Origin of the sequence: Paraburkholderia sp. PREW-6R (assembly GCF_039621805.1) — a bacterium.
In the GTDB taxonomy this organism is placed as follows: Bacteria; Pseudomonadota; Gammaproteobacteria; order Burkholderiales; family Burkholderiaceae; genus Paraburkholderia.
This window is the reverse complement of sequence record NZ_CP155074.1, coordinates 475,080-491,727: the sequence shown is the minus strand read 5'-3', so window position 1 is coordinate 491,727 and position 16,648 is coordinate 475,080. Positions and strand designations below refer to the sequence as shown.

Below are 16,648 nucleotides of genomic sequence, written 5' to 3'. Positions count from 1 at the left end.
TTTCACCCTGTCGCGGCGCCTCTCGTGCTGCAAACGGATCGATAGGAGTGAAATCATGAAGCGCAATCTATTAGCTGGTCTGGCTTTCTCGTTACTGGCCAGCGCGCCCGCATTCGCACAGGGCGGCGGCGGAATCGGCCGCGCCGGCAGCTACGACACGCAACCTTCGGCTAACACCAGCAAAACGCGCGCTGAAGTCAAAGCAGAACTGGTCGCGTCTTATCGCGACGGCTCGCTGCCCGAATTAAACCGCACGACGTACCCGAATAAAGGTTTGATCGGCCAGACGCAAGCTGCGCGCATTGCAAGGCAGGAAGGCAACGGCGACGACGTGACACGCGTCGCGACCGGCCAGTAAGTCCGAAACGAATCCTGAACGCCGCAATGGTTCGGTTACCGGAACAAACGAATCGTCGTGCGGCCGTTCATGCACTCTTTATAAGGAGCTCATCATGACGCCCTCTGAACTCGACCATTGGGACACCGACGCCGCCGTGTGGACGCCGTATCGTGCGCCGCAGCGCTAACGGCGGCTTTCCGTCCGGCTTCACAGCGCTTCTCGTCAATGTGCCTGCGCGATCAGTCTGCGCAGGCACATGCATTTGAAGCCCGGCCCCATTCACTCGGCAGCCGCGTTTATCGCCTCGGCACGCCGTCACGCCATTCGTTCCAATGCGTCGAGATGTCCTGCACCAGCGGATTTCCCGACAGGAACAGATTGGCAATGGCAATCGCGAAACCGCCTTGCGCGGCGTAATTGAGCAGATTGTCGGCGCTCGTCTGGCCGTCATAGGGCCGGTCGAAGTCCGAACCCGCGCGCAAGACGGCCACACGCTTCAGATCGACTTTATTCACGAGCGCCGCGCGCGTGAGCGCCTCGTACGTGGCGTTGTCTTCCTGCTGCGTGGTGCAATAGACGCCTTTGCCGTCGGTCAGAATTTTGGTCCAGTCGCGTGCGCGTTGCCCGAGCAAGGTTCCTGACCACCACGTATCGCCCGCCAGCGTATCGCACTGAATGACGGTAGGCGGCCGGTTCGCGGGCGCATACGAGTATTTGGCGCGCGCGGCCTGCGCCTGCGCGTTATCGGTCAAAGCAACGTTACGCGACAGCGCATACGCCGTGTCGGCAAGCCGCGTATTCAGCTTGAACACTTCAGTGCGGTAATCGAGCGGCGGTTTGTCGGCGGGACTCGTGGTGTTGATGCCGAGATAGCCGGTGTTCCAGTTCGGCGGAATCTCACGTCCGTCGATTTCCCACTGAATGCCGAAATCGACCAGATATTTGGCCCATGCGGCCGATCCCACCGTGCCCTGCTGCGGGTCGATCCCGGCAATACCCGCCACCATGAAGTACGTATGCCGCAAATCGAAACGCGGCGAGAACGTCAACGCCATGATCGACGCAGCGGCGTTCGCGTGCCCCATGCCGGTCGTCATCACGCAAACGTCCTGCTTGTTGCAGTGGACGGTTGGATAGTCCGGCGACAAACCATCAACCGGGATGTCGCGCCACGGGCCAAGATTATCCAGCCACACCTGCCCTTCCGGTCCGAACATGGAAATGATCATGACCTTGACCGGACGCCCGTGGGATCCGCCGTCGTCATGAGAGAAACCGTCGTTGTCATCCGCACTGGCCGGTGCGGACGAAAACGCCGCGCAGGCTGTGAGTGCGATAGTGCAGAGGGCGCCGAGTGAGCGAGTCAGCATCGTGATCTTCCTTATGCTTGTGATGCAGGTTGGGAGAGAGCTGCTTTCAAGCCGAAAGAAGTATAGGTGCGAAGAAATTATTTGCCACTACGCAAATGCGCCATTCCTTCCACGTCCACGACACCCATGCAGGCGGCAACGCGCTTCGTGCCGTTTCCCTATAATCGAAACGTTTGCGGCACGCACCGCCTTTGTGCACTTCCTACTGGAGCACTACGATGGACTATGTGAAACTCGGCCGCACCGGCCTCGATGTATCGCGTCTTTGTCTCGGCTGCATGAGCTACGGCGTGCCCGCTCGCGGCACTCACCCGTGGTCGCTCGACGACGAAGCCGCGCGCCCGTTCATCAAGCAGGCGCTGGATCACGGCATCAACTTCTTCGACACTGCGAATGTGTACTCCGACGGCACCAGCGAAGAGATCGTCGGACGCGCGCTTAAAGACTTTGCGAAGCGTGACGAAATCGTGCTGGCCACGAAGGTGAACAGCCGCATGCATCCGGGCCCGAATGGCGCCGGCCTGTCGCGCAAGGCGATCATGTCCGAAATCGACCATAGCCTGCGGCGCCTCGGCACCGACTATGTCGATCTTTATCAGATCCACCGTTGGGATTACGGCACGCCGATCGAAGAAACCATGGAGGCGCTGCACGACGTCGTGAAAGCGGGCAAGGCACGGTATATCGGTGCGTCGTCCATGTATGCGTGGCAGTTCTCGAAGGCGCTGCACGTGGCGCAGAGCAACGGCTGGACGCGTTTCGTCACCATGCAGAACTACGTGAATCTGCTGTACCGCGAAGAAGAACGAGAAATGCTGCCGCTCTGCGAAAGCGAGGGCATTGGCGTCATTCCGTGGAGTCCGTTGGCCCGCGGCCGGCTCACGCGCGACTGGAACACGGAAAGCGCCCGCTCGGAGACCGACGAGTTCGGCCGTACGCTATATGCGCAAACGGAGGACGCGGATCGGCGCATCGTCGAGCGGGTTAGCGAGATCGCCAAAGAGCGTGGCGTGCCGCGCGCGCAAGTCGCACTGGCGTGGGTGCTGCAGAAAAAGCCCATCACGGCACCGATTGTGGGCGCAACCAAATTGCATCATCTGGACGATGCAGTGGCCGCGCTTTCGCTGAATCTGAGCGACGACGAAATACGCCGACTCGAAGAGCTTTACGTGCCGCATGCGGTAACGGGCTTCCAATAAACGGCGCGGTCTGAAACCCCTTAGGTTGCGTCAACCACGCGGCACGTCGGGTTCGAAGAACACCCAGCGCACCTGTGGGAAGGCGGCTTGCAGGTCGGCTTCGATCACGTTGATCGCGTCGACCATCGCACGGCCGCTCGCATAGTCGATCATCTCGGCCTGGACCGCCACCACCACGTGGCGGCCCCACTGCAGCGTGATCATATTGATGATGCCGCGAATCTCGCTGCGCGATCGCAGGTGTGCCTCGATCTCGCGGCGCACCTCGGGACTCGCCGATTCGCCGACGATCATCGACTTCACTTCGCGCGCCACCAGCCATGCGATCACCATGAGCAGCAGGCCAACGCCGATGGAACCGAGCGCGTCGAATACGGGATTTCCGGTGATCAGTGTGAGCAGCACGGCCGCGAAGGCCATGGCAAGGCCCGCCAACGCGGCGATATCTTCGCCTGCCACCACCAGCAGGTCTGACTCGCGCGTTTCGCGAAACCAGCGCCACATGCTCTTGTCCGGGTGCGTCTTGCGGATTTCCTTCACCGCCCCCCACAACGACAACGCCTCCAGCACCACCGACACGCCGAGCACCACCAGCGCCACGTACGCATATTTCAATTGCTCGTGCGCGATCAGACGATGTATGCCCTCATACACCGAGAATGCGCCGCCGACAAAAAACAGCAGCAACGCGACCAGCAGCGAATAGAAATTGATTTCGCGCCCACTGCCCATTGGATGCAATGGACTCGCCGGCTTGCGCGCTTCGCGCAGGCCAAAGAGCAGCAGGAGTTGGTTGCCGCAATCGGCAGTGGAGTGAATAGCTTCGGCGAACATCGAGCCGGAACCGGTAAAGGCCGCAGCGGCGAACTTGCAGATAGCGATGCCCAGATTGGCAGCGAGCGCGTAGATAATGGCTTTCGGCGATTCTTCTTTCATCGTCGTGGTGTGCGTCCGTGAGTAGGCTGAGAGCGACTGGATTGGCGAGAGTTCGTATTATGGACATGCGCGGTCGCATGCGTCCAACTTCGGCGCCCATTCGCTCGGTGCCTGACATCATCCCCGCTGCGCAGACTCAGGCCTGACGGACTCTCAAGCCGCTAGGCGCGCTCCAACGCCGCCATCTCACGTACGATCACGAGCAACATGGACAGGCTCGCCCCGCCGCTAGCCCGTAAATCTGCGAGCAGGCGCGCATAACGGTCGAGCTGTGCGGTGCGCCGCTCGCGCCACGCTTCGACCAGCGCATCCGGCGTCGATGCGTCGTCGGCATCGGCAAGCGCACTCGTCGCAAGCGCACGTTTGAGGCGCGCCAGTTCGGCCAAAGCGGTTGCGCGCGCAAGCATGTCCCAATGGGTCGGCGTAGGCAAAGCGGCTGCGCGCTCGCTGATCCAGCCGTAGTTCAACAGCGTACCGAGTTCGAAATAGACGGCCGCCACCTGTTCCAGACTACGGCCGCACGTCGATGCCACTTCGGCAATATCGAGCAGCGCGGCCGAGATGTCCCCGCTTGCGATCCGCACCGCCAGATCGCTGTCCACGCCCGCGTCCACGAATACGCGCTGGCGCTCCGACAGCGCTTCGAGGTCGGCTTCGGGCAACAACGCCGGCCATTGCGAGGCGAGCCGTTGCGCGGCATCGCGGCAACGCGCAATCAATGCCGCGACGTCGCCATGCGTCGCCGCGCCCGACTGGAAGTGCCGCAGAAACCATAGGGCAGAACGTTCGACAAGCCGCGCGACCTCGACGAACATGCGTGCCTGCACGTCGTCGGCGACGCGATTGTCCAGCGCGTCGATGCTGCTCCACACGTGATCGAGATCGAACACGTCGCGCGCCATGATGCACGCGCGCACGATATCGCCGGGTTGCGCGTCGGTCTCTTCCATCAGGCGGTGCACGAATTCGCAACCAACCCGGTTCACGAGCGCATTCGTCAAGTGCGTGGCGAGGATTTCGCGGCGCAGCGGATGTCGCTGCATCGGATCGCTGAACTTCTGCCGCAGCGGCTTCGGAAAGTACTCCACCAGCATGTCGCTCACGAGCGGGTCTTCCGGCATCGACGAGTCGAGCAGCGCGTCGTATAGCCACATCTTGCTGTAGGCGAGCAGGACCGCGCGCTCGGGCGTGGTGAGCCCTTGTTTCGCAGCCTGACGCTCGGCGATCTCCTCGTCGCCCGGCAGGAACTCGATCGAGCGATTGAGGCGCCCCATTCGTTCGAGAAAACGCATCAGACGCGCCTCGGCATCCAGCAACCCGACGCCGTACCGGCCCGCAATCGACAATGCCTGGGTTTGATAGTAGTTGTCCTTTAACACCAGCAGTCCGACTTCGTCGGTCATTTCGGCAAGCAGCGCATTGCGCTGCTTCTCGGTCATTTCGCCGTCGGTGACCACGAGTCCCAGCAAAATCTTGATGTTGACCTCGTGATCCGAACAGTCCACGCCTGCGGAATTGTCGATTGCATCTGTATTGATGCGGCCGCCGCGCTGTGCGAATTCAATTCGGCCCAACTGTGTGAGGCCTAGATTGCCACCTTCCGCTACGACCTTGCAGCGCAGATCCGCGCCATTCACGCGAATCGCGTCGTTCGCGCGATCGCCGACCTGCAGGTTGGTTTCCCGGCTCGCTTTCACGTAAGTGCCGATGCCGCCGTTGTAAAGCAGATCGACGGGCGCCTGCAGAATGGCGCGCATCAGTTCGGCTGGCGCAAGCGCGGGTGCACTGATACCGAGCACCGTCTGCACGGCGGGCGACAGCGGAATGGTCTTTGCGCTGCGCGGAAACACGCCGCCGCCGGTTGAAATGAGTGCGGGGTCGTAGTCAGCCCAGCTTGACCGGTCGAGCCCGAACAAACGGCCCCGCTCCGCAAGGCTTACTGCGGGATCGGGATTCGGATCGAGGAAGATATGCCGATGATCGAAAGCGGCAACGAGTTTGATGTGCGGCGAGAGCAGCATCCCATTGCCGAACACGTCGCCGGACATATCGCCCACGCCGACCACCGTGAAGTCCATGGTTTGCGTATCGACGCCCATCTCGCGGAAATGCCGCTTGACCGACTCCCACGCACCGCGCGCGGTGATCGCCATCTTCTTGTGGTCGTAGCCCACCGAACCGCCCGACGCGAACGCATCGTCGAGCCAGAAGCCGTATTCCTGCGAGATCGCGTTTGCGTAGTCGGAGAACGTGGCGGTTCCTTTGTCGGCGGCGACCACCAGATACGGATCGTCGGGATCGTGGCGCACCACGTCGGGCGGCGGCACGACCGTTGTTCCCGCAAGGTTATCGGTCAGGTCGAGCAGGCCACGCAAGAATGTCTGATAACAGGCAATGCCCTCGCGCATCCATGCATCACGCTCCGCGAGCGGCGGCGGATTTTTCACGACAAAGCCGCCTTTCGAGCCGACTGGCACGATCACCACGTTCTTCACCATCTGCGCCTTCATCAGGCCGAGTACTTCCGTGCGGAAATCCTCACGACGGTCGGACCAGCGCAGACCGCCGCGCGCCACACGCCCGCCGCGCAAATGCACGCCTTCCACGCGCGGCGAATAGACCCATATCTCGAACATCGGCTTCGGCTCGGGGAGACCGGGCACTTGCGCAGGATCGAATTTGAAAGACAGATAAGGCTTGGGCTGTCCGTCCGCGCCGAAGCGATAGTAGTTGGTGCGCTGCGTGGCCTTGATGACGCCGAGAAACTGGCGCAGTATGCGGTCCTCGTCGAGGTTGGGCACCTGATCGAGCGCGCTGTCGATCGTTTTGAGCCAACCGTCTATGCGCGCTTCGCGCGTGTCGCCCAGCACGGGATTAAAGCGCGCGACGAACAGTTCCACCAGCATGCGCGCGATCCGCGGATTGCCCGTCACGGCGCGCTCGATATAAGCGTCGCTAAAAGTTGAGCCGACCTGGCGCAAGTACTTTGCATAGGCGCGCAGGATCGTCACTTCGCGCGCATTCAGTTCCGCGCGCAACACGAGTCGATTGAAGTCGTCGCTCTCTATTGCGCCGGTCCAGACCTGCTCGAACGCTTCTTCGAACAGCGCTTTCACTCGCTCGATGTCGAACTCGGCATCGTCCGCGAGTTCGAGACCGAAATCGTGAATCCACGCCGGCGTCGCGCCAGACGCTTCGATCCGGTAAGGCCGTTCCTCATCGACGCGTACGCCGAGATGTTCGAGCATCGGCAGGCTGCGCGATAACGCAATCGGCAAGCCCACGCGATAGACCTTGAACCGGAACGCACGCGGCCCGGCTTCGATCGGACGGTATAGATTCATCGCCAGCCGCTCGGTGCCCTGCACGCGCTCGATCAGTTCGATGTCGCGCACCGCCGTGCGAGCGGGATAGTCGTCGCGATAGCCAGCAGGAAACGAATCGCCGTAATGCTGCAGCAGCCGGTTGCCGTGCTCTTCGCCGAATGCATCGAGCAATGCGTCGGCCAGGTCGTCCTGCCAGCGCCGCGCCACCTGCACGAGCCGGGCTTCCAGTTCGCGTGTGTCGACGTTGGGCATGCCGCCTGGCTTTGCGTGTACGACGAAATGAATCCGCGCGAGTGTCGCCTCGGAGAGCAGCGGCGTAAACTCGACGCTATCGCCGTTAAATGCCTCCACCAGCAGACTTGCAATGCGTTGCCGCAAGTCGGTGTTGTATTTCTCGCGCGGCACGAACATCAGGCACGATACGAACCGGTCGAATCGATCGCGCCGCACGAAGAGCCGCGTACGCTGATGTTCCTGCAAACGCAGTACACCGAGCGCGATGTCGTAGAGCTGATTCTCGTCGGCCTGAAAGAGTTCGTCGCGTGGATAGGTTTCGAGCACGGTAACGAGCGATTTGGCGAGGTGACCTTTTGGCAAAAATCCCGCACGCCGCACGATGTTCGCGCATTTGCGCCGCACGATCGGAATCTCCGAGGCCGAAACGAAATACGCGGTCGACGTATAGAGCCCGACAAAACGCCGCTCACCCGTTACCTTGCCGCTCGCATCGGTCAGCTTGACGCCCACGTAATCCAGATAGCCGGGTCGATGTACGGTGGCGCGCGAGTTGGCCTTGGTCAGAAAAACGGGCGACGGACTGGAGATGATGTCAGCGGCGCCCGGCGGCAGTGGCGTGACTTCGTCCGCGCCGGCGGGCCGCAGTTCGTCGCGCAGAATCCCGAGTCCGGAAGCCGGCACGACCCGCAGACCGTAGCCAATATCGTGCCGCACCAATTCATAATCGCGCTGGCCAAGAAACGTGAAATGGTCCGCCACCATCCACTCGAGAAATGCGCGCGCCTCTACACCGTCCGGGCCGGCCTCTCCCGCCTTCATTCCTTTGATCGTCACACGCGCGAGTTCCACCAGCTTCGGCCAGTCCTCGACCGCGACGCGCACATCACGCAGCACGCGGGCGATTTCATCGCGCAACGCATCGAGCTTTGCGGCGTCGCCACAACGATCCACCTCGAAATGAATGAACGATGTGAGATGCGAACGCGCGTCGTTGGCCTGTTCCGAGCCTTGGCTCACGCGAGCGATGCTGCCGTCCGGCGCGCGCCAGATGCGAAAAACCGGATGCACGACCGAATGGAGCGCAAGCCCGTGACGATTGACCGCCATCGACACCGAATCGACCAGAAACGGCATATCGTCGTTGACGATTTCAATCACCGTATGATCGGAATGCCAGCCATGCTGTTCGAGAATCGGGTTGTAGACCCGAAGCCGCTCCTTGCCTGGTGAAAACCGCTGCGCGGTTTGCCAATGCGCGAGCGCCGCGCCGTACAGGTCGGCAATCGAGCGGCTTTGCAGATCGTCCGCATCGACGAAATCGTAGTAGCGGCGCAGGAAAGGCTCGACGACTTGAAACGTGGGTTCAGGCAAACGTCCCCGCGCAAATTCGACGACATCGTTCAGCAAGTGCGTAACGGCTTCTTCATTCTTTGCTTGCATGATGAACTCTCCCCGGCTGGCGGCAATGGCGAGTATCGCGCGAATCGCATGCATCGTCTGAACTGGAATTATGCGCCTGCTGTCCAGGTATCGACCCGTGCGCATACTAAGGTTATACCCGCTGCCGAATATTGCGCCACTCAACGCGCCTGTGCGGCGGGAAGGTATTTAAAGCGCAACCGTTGATTGCGCCTGTTCGGACATGAGCCATGCCCTGATCTGTTCGCTGGTCCAGGCGGGGTCGTCGTGCGGAAGATCATGACCGGCCCACGGATGCACGCGATGTTCCGCGCGCCAGGCCGCCGCAAGTTTGACGGAGCAGATGGCGTTCACCAGCCGGTCCGCGCGCGAGGACAGGATCAGTAACGGGCATTGCGGCCTCCTCGCGGCCGCAGTAAAGCGCGCCGCCGCCCACAGTTGCCGCAGCGCGTTGGCGCGACTCACCGGCGCACTGCGGCGAATCTCGCTCCATGCGGCAAGGTCGGCATTCAATGCGTCCGCGTTGTTGCACGTCAACTGATGAATGACGCGCTCCACACGTGGCGCATCGCTCCAGTGCGACGCGACGTCCAGTAATGGCGGCCACGCCGACGGCCTCAGCCGCTCGTCGAGGCGGCTGAAAGGCCGCATGCTCGTGTTGATCAACACGAGCCGCCCGATTTCCCGAGGATGCCGTTGCGCCCAGTCCGTTGCAACCATCCCGCCAAGCGACATGGCCACGACGTTATACGGCCCACCGTCATCCTGCTGCAAAGCAGCGGCCGTTCGTACGAAGTCGACCATCTCCGGCACGGTCAAAGGCGCACGCAGATCGGCGAATTCACCGTTGCCGGGCAAATCGATCAGTCGAAGACGATCCGTGCTTACCGCCTCTTTCAGCAGGCCGGGGAAGCGTCCCCAGTGGCGTGCCTCGCGCGTGAGACCGCGCAACAGGATCCAGGTGCTCACACGGCCACCTCGCCATACCAGTGGTCGATCGCGCTTTGCAGCAACTGCTCGCGGCGATTGCCCTGTGGGAGCCAGCGTTGCGACGAGAATGCTGCGCGTGCGAGGAAGTCGAGCAGGTTGGCGTGACGCCGCAAAACGCGCGCGGTGCGATGCGCTTTCACCGGATTGAACATGCCCTGACGCGAAAACAACTGACGCGGATTCTTCTTGATCCACAGCCAGGAACCGAGTTCGAGCGTCATCGGCAGAAAGACGTTGGAGGCAGGCGCGCGGTCGTACGCGAAGTCCCACAAGTCGCCGTGCAGCAGATACTGATGGCTCTGCGGTTCGAACAGATAGCCATGATGCGGATGCGCGCGCTCGAACATCGTCTTCAGCACATACATTTCCGGCAGATGCGGCATCAGCTTGCGCGTGCGTGCGTACGGAAACCAGATACTGTCGCTCCAGCCGTAACCCGAGTGGCAGTCGAGCGCAATGCTGAGCGGGCGCGCGGCGAGTTGGGCCTCTACGACGTTCAGTAGCGCGGCCGCCTCGGCTTCCATAGGGCCGCCTTCACGGCCGCGATACCACGGCAGCCATGCACCCACGCGTTGTCCGCCCGCCAGCAGCGGCACGCGCTCGTCGGCGTTTTGCGGCGCATTGCGCATCAGGTCCACGCCATTCGGATTGGAGCGCGTGGCCGCCCACATGCCGCCGGGATTGACGATCGGCATAAAGATAAGACGAATGGATTGCAACTGCCGCACGAGCAGTTCATCCCATTCGAGCCGCGCAAGCAGTGCCCGCATGTAGTCGAGCACGAGTTGCGAGCCAATCCGCTCGAGTCCATGAATGCCGCCGAAAAAGCCGATGGCGGGCGCGGCCGGATCGGTCGAACCAATGCTTGCGGTGAAGACATCGAATCGCCGCCCGCGCACCGTCGTCTCGCAGACCGAATGAATCTCGAAGCTCGCGCTACCCTGATCGAGAATGGTCTTGAGATCTTCGTACTCCGCAAAACTGTCGGGAAGGAAGCTCAACGGCTGCATGAGACGGCGCAAAGAAACTGCAAGGTTATTGGGGACGGTTTGATCCGAAGACGCAATATAGCCTGGCTGCGCACAGTCATGCACGAAGCGCATGGCCAATGCGACAGGTGTCATACCGGTGTCATCGTTTTTTCGAACGAATGACTTCGAACTGCCATTCCCATGCCTTGAAAAGGACACGAGAAGATATAGTCGTCTAGACGTTGCGACGCGTTCACTCAACCGTCACAGAGCATTCCTAGAATGAGCCCAACACGTGCCGGCATGGCCGCACACACCAAGGGGTTCTCATGGAAGCAATTCGGGAAGCGATCCGTATCGAGCGCTTGAGCAAGACGTTCGGCAACGGCCGCAAGGCGCTCGATGAAATCGATCTGCGCGTGCAACCGGGCGAGATGGTCGCATTAATCGGCGCATCAGGTTCGGGCAAATCGACGCTGTTGCGGCATATCGCCGGCTTCACGGCCTCCGACGCGCAACCGTCGCAGATTTCGATTCTCGGCAGGCCGATCCAGCAGAACGGCAAAATCGTTCGCGAAGTGCGCAGCATTCGCCGCGACATCGGCTTTGTCTTCCAGCAGTTCAATCTGGTGAACCGGCTTTCTGTCGAAAGCAATGTACTGATCGGCGCGCTGGCGCGGCTGCCGCTCTGGCGCCGCCTCACCGGCCGCTTTCCTCGTGCGGAACGTGAATCGTCGATGGCCGCGCTCAACGAAGTGGGCATCGGCGAGCATGCACGCGAGCGCGCGTCCAACCTGTCGGGCGGCCAGCAACAACGCGCGGCGCTGGCGCGTGCGCTGGTGCAACGCGCACGTATCGTACTCGCCGACGAGCCGATCGCGTCGCTCGACCCCGAGTCGTCGCGCCGTGTGATGGACATGCTGCGCGCGCTGAACGAAGGACATCAACTCACGGTGCTGGTGTCGCTGCATCAGGTCGACATCGCGATGCGATATTGTCCGCGCACGATTGCATTGCGTCACGGCAAGGTGGTGTACGACGGGCCGTCCGCCGCACTCAGTCCCGCGCTGCTAAAAAAACTTTATGGCGACGACGTTCACGAACTTCTCGACCACAAAGCCACGAGCGCCGGACATGACGACGCTGGCAGCGGCGCTGCAGCCGGTCCCGCTCAAACGGACAGCGCCGCCGCACAGGGCCCCCAGCCCGATTCAACACGTTACGCGTTTGCTCTGAACCCGGCGCACTCGAACTGAGCACGTCCGACATTCTCATCACTCAACGGATCTCTACCGATGAAATTCCTGCGTTCATTGATCACGCTGGCTGTTAGCACAGCAGCCTTCGCGGGTGTCGCTACCGCACATGCGGAAGATATCAGCCTCGGCATTATCTCGACCGATTCGTCGGCCGTGCTCAAACAGCGCTGGGAACCGCTGGTCGAGGATATGAACAAACAGACCGGCCTTAACGTGAAGGCGTTCTTCGCGACTGACTACGCCGGCATTATCGAAGGCATGCGTTTTAACAAGGTTCAGGTCGGCTATTTCGGCAATGCGTCCGCCATCGAAGCGGTGGATCGTTCGCAAGGCGAAGTATTTGCGAAGACCGTTTATGCGAACGGCGACTCCGGCTACTACTCGGTGCTGATCACGAACGTGAACAGCCGTTTCAAGACGCTTGACGATGTGTTCAGGAACACGAAGGACGTGACGCTCGGTTTCGGTGATCCGAACTCGACTTCCGGCACGCTGATTCCCGGCTACTACCTGTTCGCGAAACATAACGCTCCGGTGAACACGTCGTTCAAGACGGTGTTGCCGTCGAGCCATGAAGCGAATCTGCTCGCGGTGGTGAACAACAAGATCGACATCGCGACGAACAACACCGAAATGCTCGACACACTGAAAAAGCAGCATCCGGACAAGTTCGCGCAGGTGCGCGTGTTGTGGACGTCGCCGCTGATTCCGTCCGACCCGCTCGTGTGGCGCAAGGACCTGCCGCAGGCGACGAAGGACAAGATCCGCAACTTTTTCCTGAACTACGCGAAGACGGATCCGCACGAGAAGGCCGTCCTCGCAGCGATTTTCGGCTACGGTGGGTTTGCCGCTTCGTCGGACGCGCAGTTGCTGCCGATCCGTCAGGTCGCATTGTTCCAGCAAAAACAGAAGATCGAAGGCGACGCGCATCTGTCCGATAGCGACCGCAAGAGCCAGCTTGCCGCCGTCGACGCCAGACTGAGCGAACTGAACGTGGCGCAGAGCAAGCCATGAACACGGCCGATCTGATTGCGTCGCCGGCGCGCACGAAAGAAGCACTGGCGCAACAGTCGGCCCGGCCGACGGCGCCGGCTGCGGGCAAACGTAGCTGGCTCTCGCTGATCGGCTGGATTGCGCTCCTTGCCTTGCTGGGTGGCACGTGGCACAGCGCCGATATGCGGCCGCTGGATCTGTTCGCCGATTCCGGCAACATGGGCCAGTTCGCGAAGGACTTCTTTCCTCCGGATTTCACCGAATGGCGCACGTACGTCCAGGAGATGGTGGTGACGCTGTCGGTCGCCGTGTGGGGCACGGCCCTCTCGCTCGTGTGCGCGGTGCCGTGTGGGCTGATGTCCGCGCACAACATGGCGCCGGCATGGGTCGTGCAGCCGATGCGCCGCCTGATGGATGCGTGCCGGGCGATCAACGAGATGGTCTTTGCCATGTTGTTCATCGTCGCGGTGGGGCTCGGCCCGTTCGCGGGCGTGCTGGCACTGTGGGTGCACACCACCGGTGTGCTCGCGAAACTCTTCGCGGAGGCCGTGGAGGCAGTCGACCCGCGTCCGGCCGAAGGCGTGCGCGCGACCGGTGCGACGAGCCTCGACGAAATCATCTACGCCGTGTTGCCGCAGGTGCTGCCGCTATGGATTTCGTATGCGTTGTATCGCTTCGAATCGAACGTGCGCTCGGCGATGGTCGTCGGCATGGTCGGCGCGGGCGGGATCGGCGTGGTGCTGTATGAGGCGATCCGCTCGTTCAACTATGCGCAGACGGCCGCGGTGATGATCATGGTGATCGTGGTGGTGTCGGCGATCGATATGGCGTCGGCGTGGTTGCGGGAGCGGGTGATTTGATGGGTAGACGTCGCTCCACGCGTCAGCGAATGTGACGTTTCGTTTATTGCGATTTCGATTATTTCGATTTAGAATGGCGCACTTGAAGGAGTCGCCATGAACACCACGATCCACCCTACGCCACTTCCTTCTGAGCAGGAGGCGGAGCTCGCCCGCACCTCCGGCCGGAATCTGTCGGTTGTGCTGTCCAGTCGCTCGCAGACGCAGCAATTCGATTTCAAGGACGACCAAGGTCTGACCCGCACGGTGGAATTGCCGACGTCGGTGGTACGTCTGATGGTGGACGTTCTGGCGGAAATCGGTCAGGGGAACGCCGTATCGATCATTCCAATTCATGCCGAGCTCACCACGCAAGAAGCCGCCGACCTGCTGAACGTTTCGCGCCCCTACTTCGTGCAGTTACTGGAAAAGAAGGAAATTCCTTTCCGCAAGGTGAACACACACAGGCGCGTACGTTATGAAGACGTCATGGCCTACCGTCATCGTATCGACGCGCAGCGCCGTCAGGCGCTGGACGAACTCGCGGCGCTGTCACAGGACATGGGGCTGGAATAGCCAATGTCGTCTCATTTCACCGCTGTGTACGACGCCTGTGTTCTGTACTCCCAACCATTGCGCAATCTCCTCATGCGGCTGGCCCTCACGGATCTGTATCGGGCTCGCTGGACTCAAGCCATTCATGACGAGTGGACGCGCAATCTCGCGGCGAACCGTCCCGATCTCGACCCGGCGAGCATCGCGCGCGTGCGCGATCTGATGGACGCGCACGTCCGCGACGCTCTCGTCGAAAATTACGAGCACCTGATACCGGGCATGGACCTGCCGGACCCGGATGATGCGCATGTGGTCGCCGCGGCGGCCCACTGCGGTGCTGAGTTAATCGTCACGTTCAACCTGAAAAACTTTCCGGCGCGCGCGTTGAGCAGGTACAACGTAACTGCACAGCACCCTGACGACTTCATCGCGGACCTGTTCGACCTGAATCGGGCGAAGGTGCTGGAGGCCATGTCGGAACACCGGAAATCGCTAAAAAATCCGCCCAAATCCGTCGACGATTACCTCGACACGCTGACCAGGCTCGGGCTGACCCAGACCGTTTCCATGGTGCGCCAGTACAGCATCGCAATCTGACAGGACCGCTCACCCCCACCCCGCCTGCGTCAAATCGATCGCCTCGCCGAGCGTATTGAAAGCCGGCGCGATCTCCTCATCCGGCACACACGCATACCCGATCAGCAATCCAGACGATGCGAGCGCCGGCCGCGCGTAATACCCCGACAGCGGCCGCACGACGATGTTGCGCTCCAGCGCAGCGCTGGCCACCTGCCGGTCGTCACTGCCTTCGGGCAACTGCATCACCAGATGCAAACCGGCGTCGCCGCCCACGGCCGGCAGCGCATCACCGTACCGCTGCGTCGCGGCATCGAGCAGGGCCTGACGGCGTTGCCCGTACAACGTACGCATCTTGCGGATATGCGACGTGAAATGCCCGTCGCCGATGAACTCCGCGAGCACCGCCTGTTGCAGCAATTGCCCCTCGCGGTACAACTCGGCGCTCGCCGTCGCGAAACTCTCCGCAAGCGCTTCGGGCACGACCAGATAGCCGATCCGCAGGCCCGGAAACAGCGTCTTGCCAAAGCTGCCCACGTAAATCACCTGTCCCGACGTATCCAGACCCTGCAACGAAGCCAGCGGCCGGCTGCCATAGCGGAACTCGCTGTCGTAGTCGTCCTCGATGATCCAGCATTGGTTCTGACGCGCGTATTCGAGCAACATGCGGCGTCGCGCGAGACTCATCACCATACCGAGCGGATACTGGTGTGACGGCGTGACGAGCATCAGCCTGGGCGGCTGCGCGAGGTCGTCGGGCGAAGGGTTGATGCCCTCATCGTCGACGGCGATCGGACGCGACTGCAATCCGGACACATGCAGCACACTGCGCACACCCCAATAGCACGGGTCCTCGGTCCAGATCACGTCGCCCGGATCGGACAGCAGGCGCACGGCAAGATCGACAGACTGGTGAATCCCCGTCGTAATGATGATCTGCTCGGGCGTGCAGCGCACCGAACGCGACGTGCGCAGATAGTCGGCAAGCGCATGCCGCAGCGACGCAAGACCGCCGCCAGGTGCGTAGGTCAGCAGGTCGGGGCGCAACCTTCGCCAGTATTTGTTATGCAGGCGGCTCCAGACACGTGCGGGAAACCGGGTGACATCCGGCACGCCGGGCATGAACGCGCCCCACTGACGCTTCGATACACCCGCACCCGCGATCAGCCGCGCGCCGCGCGCGGACAGCGCCCGCCTCCCCGACTCCGGCGACGTCTCCGCCCCCGGGTCGAACTGCGTCTCAGCCTGCGTCCCAGCCGCGTTATCGGCCGCGCCGACGATCTCATCCGGCGCACTGTCGGCCACGAACGTGCCGCGGCCGGTCGCGGAACTCACATAGCCTTCCAGTGCGAGCTGCTCATACACCTGCGTCACGGTATTGCGCCCGACTCCCAGCTCCTGCGCGAGCAACCGCGAAGACGGCACCTTGCTGCCCGCCGGCAATTCCCGCGACAGGATCGCCTGTTGCAACAGCCGGTGAAGCTGGCGGTAAATGGGCTGCCCGTTGCCGCGGTCGAGCCGCTGCGCCAGCCAGTCCGACAAAAGACTCGCGCTCATCGAATGGCTCCTACATATTTATCGAATTGGCTCTAAAGCCTGGAGCCAAATCTCATTATAGTCGCTGCATGTGCCGCGCCG

At 61.7% G+C, this 16,648-nt stretch carries 13 protein-coding genes; 7 read left to right on the top strand and 6 right to left on the bottom strand.

Going from position 1 to position 16,648, the window contains the following annotated elements; translation table 11 throughout:
* Nucleotides 1-55: 55 nt before the first annotated feature.
* A complete protein-coding gene (locus tag AAGS40_RS17500) occupies nt 56-358 on the top strand; it encodes a DUF4148 domain-containing protein (RefSeq protein WP_345816041.1) in 303 nt (100 codons plus the stop codon).
* 278 nt (nt 359-636) lie between these two features.
* Here AAGS40_RS17500 and AAGS40_RS17495 read toward each other — a convergent pair whose 3' ends face one another.
* Nucleotides 637-1,710, bottom strand: a complete 1,074-nt coding sequence (locus AAGS40_RS17495; RefSeq protein ID WP_345816040.1) for a purine nucleoside permease — start codon at nt 1,708-1,710, stop codon at nt 637-639.
* A gap of 218 nt (nt 1,711-1,928) precedes the next feature.
* On the opposite strand from AAGS40_RS17495, the gene AAGS40_RS17490 reads away from it, so the two are divergent.
* Entirely contained in the window at nt 1,929-2,909 is a 981-nt protein-coding gene (locus AAGS40_RS17490; protein ID WP_345816039.1) for an aldo/keto reductase, read from the top strand.
* Between the two features lie 30 nt (nt 2,910-2,939).
* Here AAGS40_RS17490 and AAGS40_RS17485 read toward each other — a convergent pair whose 3' ends face one another.
* The 4 genes from AAGS40_RS17485 to AAGS40_RS17470 all read right to left on the bottom strand — a co-directional run bounded on the left by AAGS40_RS17485 (nt 2,940) and on the right by AAGS40_RS17470 (nt 10,827).
* The gene (locus AAGS40_RS17485) at nt 2,940-3,845 is read right to left on the bottom strand and encodes a cation diffusion facilitator family transporter (RefSeq protein WP_345816038.1); all 906 of its coding nucleotides are present in this window, start codon (nt 3,843-3,845) and stop codon (nt 2,940-2,942) included.
* Nucleotides 3,846-4,006: 161 nt separating this feature from the next.
* A complete protein-coding gene (locus AAGS40_RS17480; RefSeq protein WP_345816037.1) occupies nt 4,007-8,848 on the bottom strand; it encodes an NAD-glutamate dehydrogenase in 4,842 nt (1,613 codons plus the stop codon).
* A 168-nt stretch (nt 8,849-9,016) separates the two neighbouring features.
* Entirely contained in the window at nt 9,017-9,796 is a 780-nt protein-coding gene (locus AAGS40_RS17475) for an alpha/beta hydrolase (protein WP_345816036.1), read from the bottom strand.
* The gene (locus AAGS40_RS17470) at nt 9,793-10,827 is read right to left on the bottom strand and encodes a M14 family zinc carboxypeptidase (protein WP_345816035.1); all 1,035 of its coding nucleotides are present in this window, start codon (nt 10,825-10,827) and stop codon (nt 9,793-9,795) included. Before AAGS40_RS17470 ends, AAGS40_RS17475 begins: the two co-directional genes overlap by 4 nt.
* Nucleotides 10,828-11,117: 290 nt before the next feature.
* On the opposite strand from AAGS40_RS17470, the gene phnC reads away from it, so the two are divergent.
* From phnC to AAGS40_RS17445, 5 genes are all read left to right on the top strand, one after another.
* Nucleotides 11,118-12,044: a phosphonate ABC transporter ATP-binding protein gene (gene phnC / locus AAGS40_RS17465; RefSeq protein ID WP_345816034.1), complete on the top strand. Its 927-nt coding sequence runs from the start codon at nt 11,118-11,120 to the stop codon at nt 12,042-12,044.
* Nucleotides 12,045-12,083: 39 nt separating this feature from the next.
* Complete coding sequence (gene phnD / locus AAGS40_RS17460; RefSeq protein WP_345816033.1) at nt 12,084-13,061, top strand: phosphonate ABC transporter substrate-binding protein; 978 nt, start codon at nt 12,084-12,086, stop codon at nt 13,059-13,061.
* The gene (phnE, locus tag AAGS40_RS17455) at nt 13,058-13,900 is read left to right on the top strand and encodes a phosphonate ABC transporter, permease protein PhnE (protein WP_345816032.1); all 843 of its coding nucleotides are present in this window, start codon (nt 13,058-13,060) and stop codon (nt 13,898-13,900) included. Before phnD ends, phnE begins: the two co-directional genes overlap by 4 nt.
* A 96-nt stretch (nt 13,901-13,996) precedes the next feature.
* A complete protein-coding gene (locus AAGS40_RS17450) occupies nt 13,997-14,455 on the top strand; it encodes a helix-turn-helix domain-containing protein (protein ID WP_345816031.1) in 459 nt (152 codons plus the stop codon).
* Nucleotides 14,456-14,458: 3 nt separating this feature from the next.
* Entirely contained in the window at nt 14,459-15,031 is a 573-nt protein-coding gene (locus tag AAGS40_RS17445; protein WP_345816030.1) for a PIN domain-containing protein, read from the top strand.
* A gap of 9 nt (nt 15,032-15,040) precedes the next feature.
* On the opposite strand, the gene AAGS40_RS17440 is transcribed toward AAGS40_RS17445, so the two are convergent.
* Nucleotides 15,041-16,567, bottom strand: coding sequence for a PLP-dependent aminotransferase family protein (locus AAGS40_RS17440; RefSeq protein ID WP_345816029.1), 1,527 nt, complete (start codon nt 16,565-16,567; stop codon nt 15,041-15,043).
* Nucleotides 16,568-16,648: the final 81 nt, after the last annotated feature.

Bases quoted from the DNA above. Each gene is read 5' to 3' on its own strand.
- phnC (WP_345816034.1), top strand. From the start codon at position 11,118: ATGGAAGCAATTCGGGAAGCGATCCGTATCGAGCGCTTGAGCAAGACG.
- AAGS40_RS17500 (WP_345816041.1), top strand. From the start codon at position 56: ATGAAGCGCAATCTATTAGCTGGTCTGGCTTTCTCGTTACTGGCCAGC.
- phnD (WP_345816033.1), top strand. From the start codon at position 12,084: ATGAAATTCCTGCGTTCATTGATCACGCTGGCTGTTAGCACAGCAGCC.
- AAGS40_RS17470 (WP_345816035.1), bottom strand. From the start codon at position 10,827: ATGCAGCCGTTGAGCTTCCTTCCCGACAGTTTTGCGGAGTACGAAGAT.
- AAGS40_RS17450 (WP_345816031.1), top strand. From the start codon at position 13,997: ATGAACACCACGATCCACCCTACGCCACTTCCTTCTGAGCAGGAGGCG.
- AAGS40_RS17440 (WP_345816029.1), bottom strand. From the start codon at position 16,567: ATGAGCGCGAGTCTTTTGTCGGACTGGCTGGCGCAGCGGCTCGACCGC.
- phnE (WP_345816032.1), top strand. From the start codon at position 13,058: ATGAACACGGCCGATCTGATTGCGTCGCCGGCGCGCACGAAAGAAGCA.
- AAGS40_RS17495 (WP_345816040.1), bottom strand. From the start codon at position 1,710: ATGCTGACTCGCTCACTCGGCGCCCTCTGCACTATCGCACTCACAGCC.
- AAGS40_RS17480 (WP_345816037.1), bottom strand. From the start codon at position 8,848: ATGCAAGCAAAGAATGAAGAAGCCGTTACGCACTTGCTGAACGATGTC.
- AAGS40_RS17490 (WP_345816039.1), top strand. From the start codon at position 1,929: ATGGACTATGTGAAACTCGGCCGCACCGGCCTCGATGTATCGCGTCTT.
- AAGS40_RS17485 (WP_345816038.1), bottom strand. From the start codon at position 3,845: ATGAAAGAAGAATCGCCGAAAGCCATTATCTACGCGCTCGCTGCCAAT.
- AAGS40_RS17445 (WP_345816030.1), top strand. From the start codon at position 14,459: ATGTCGTCTCATTTCACCGCTGTGTACGACGCCTGTGTTCTGTACTCC.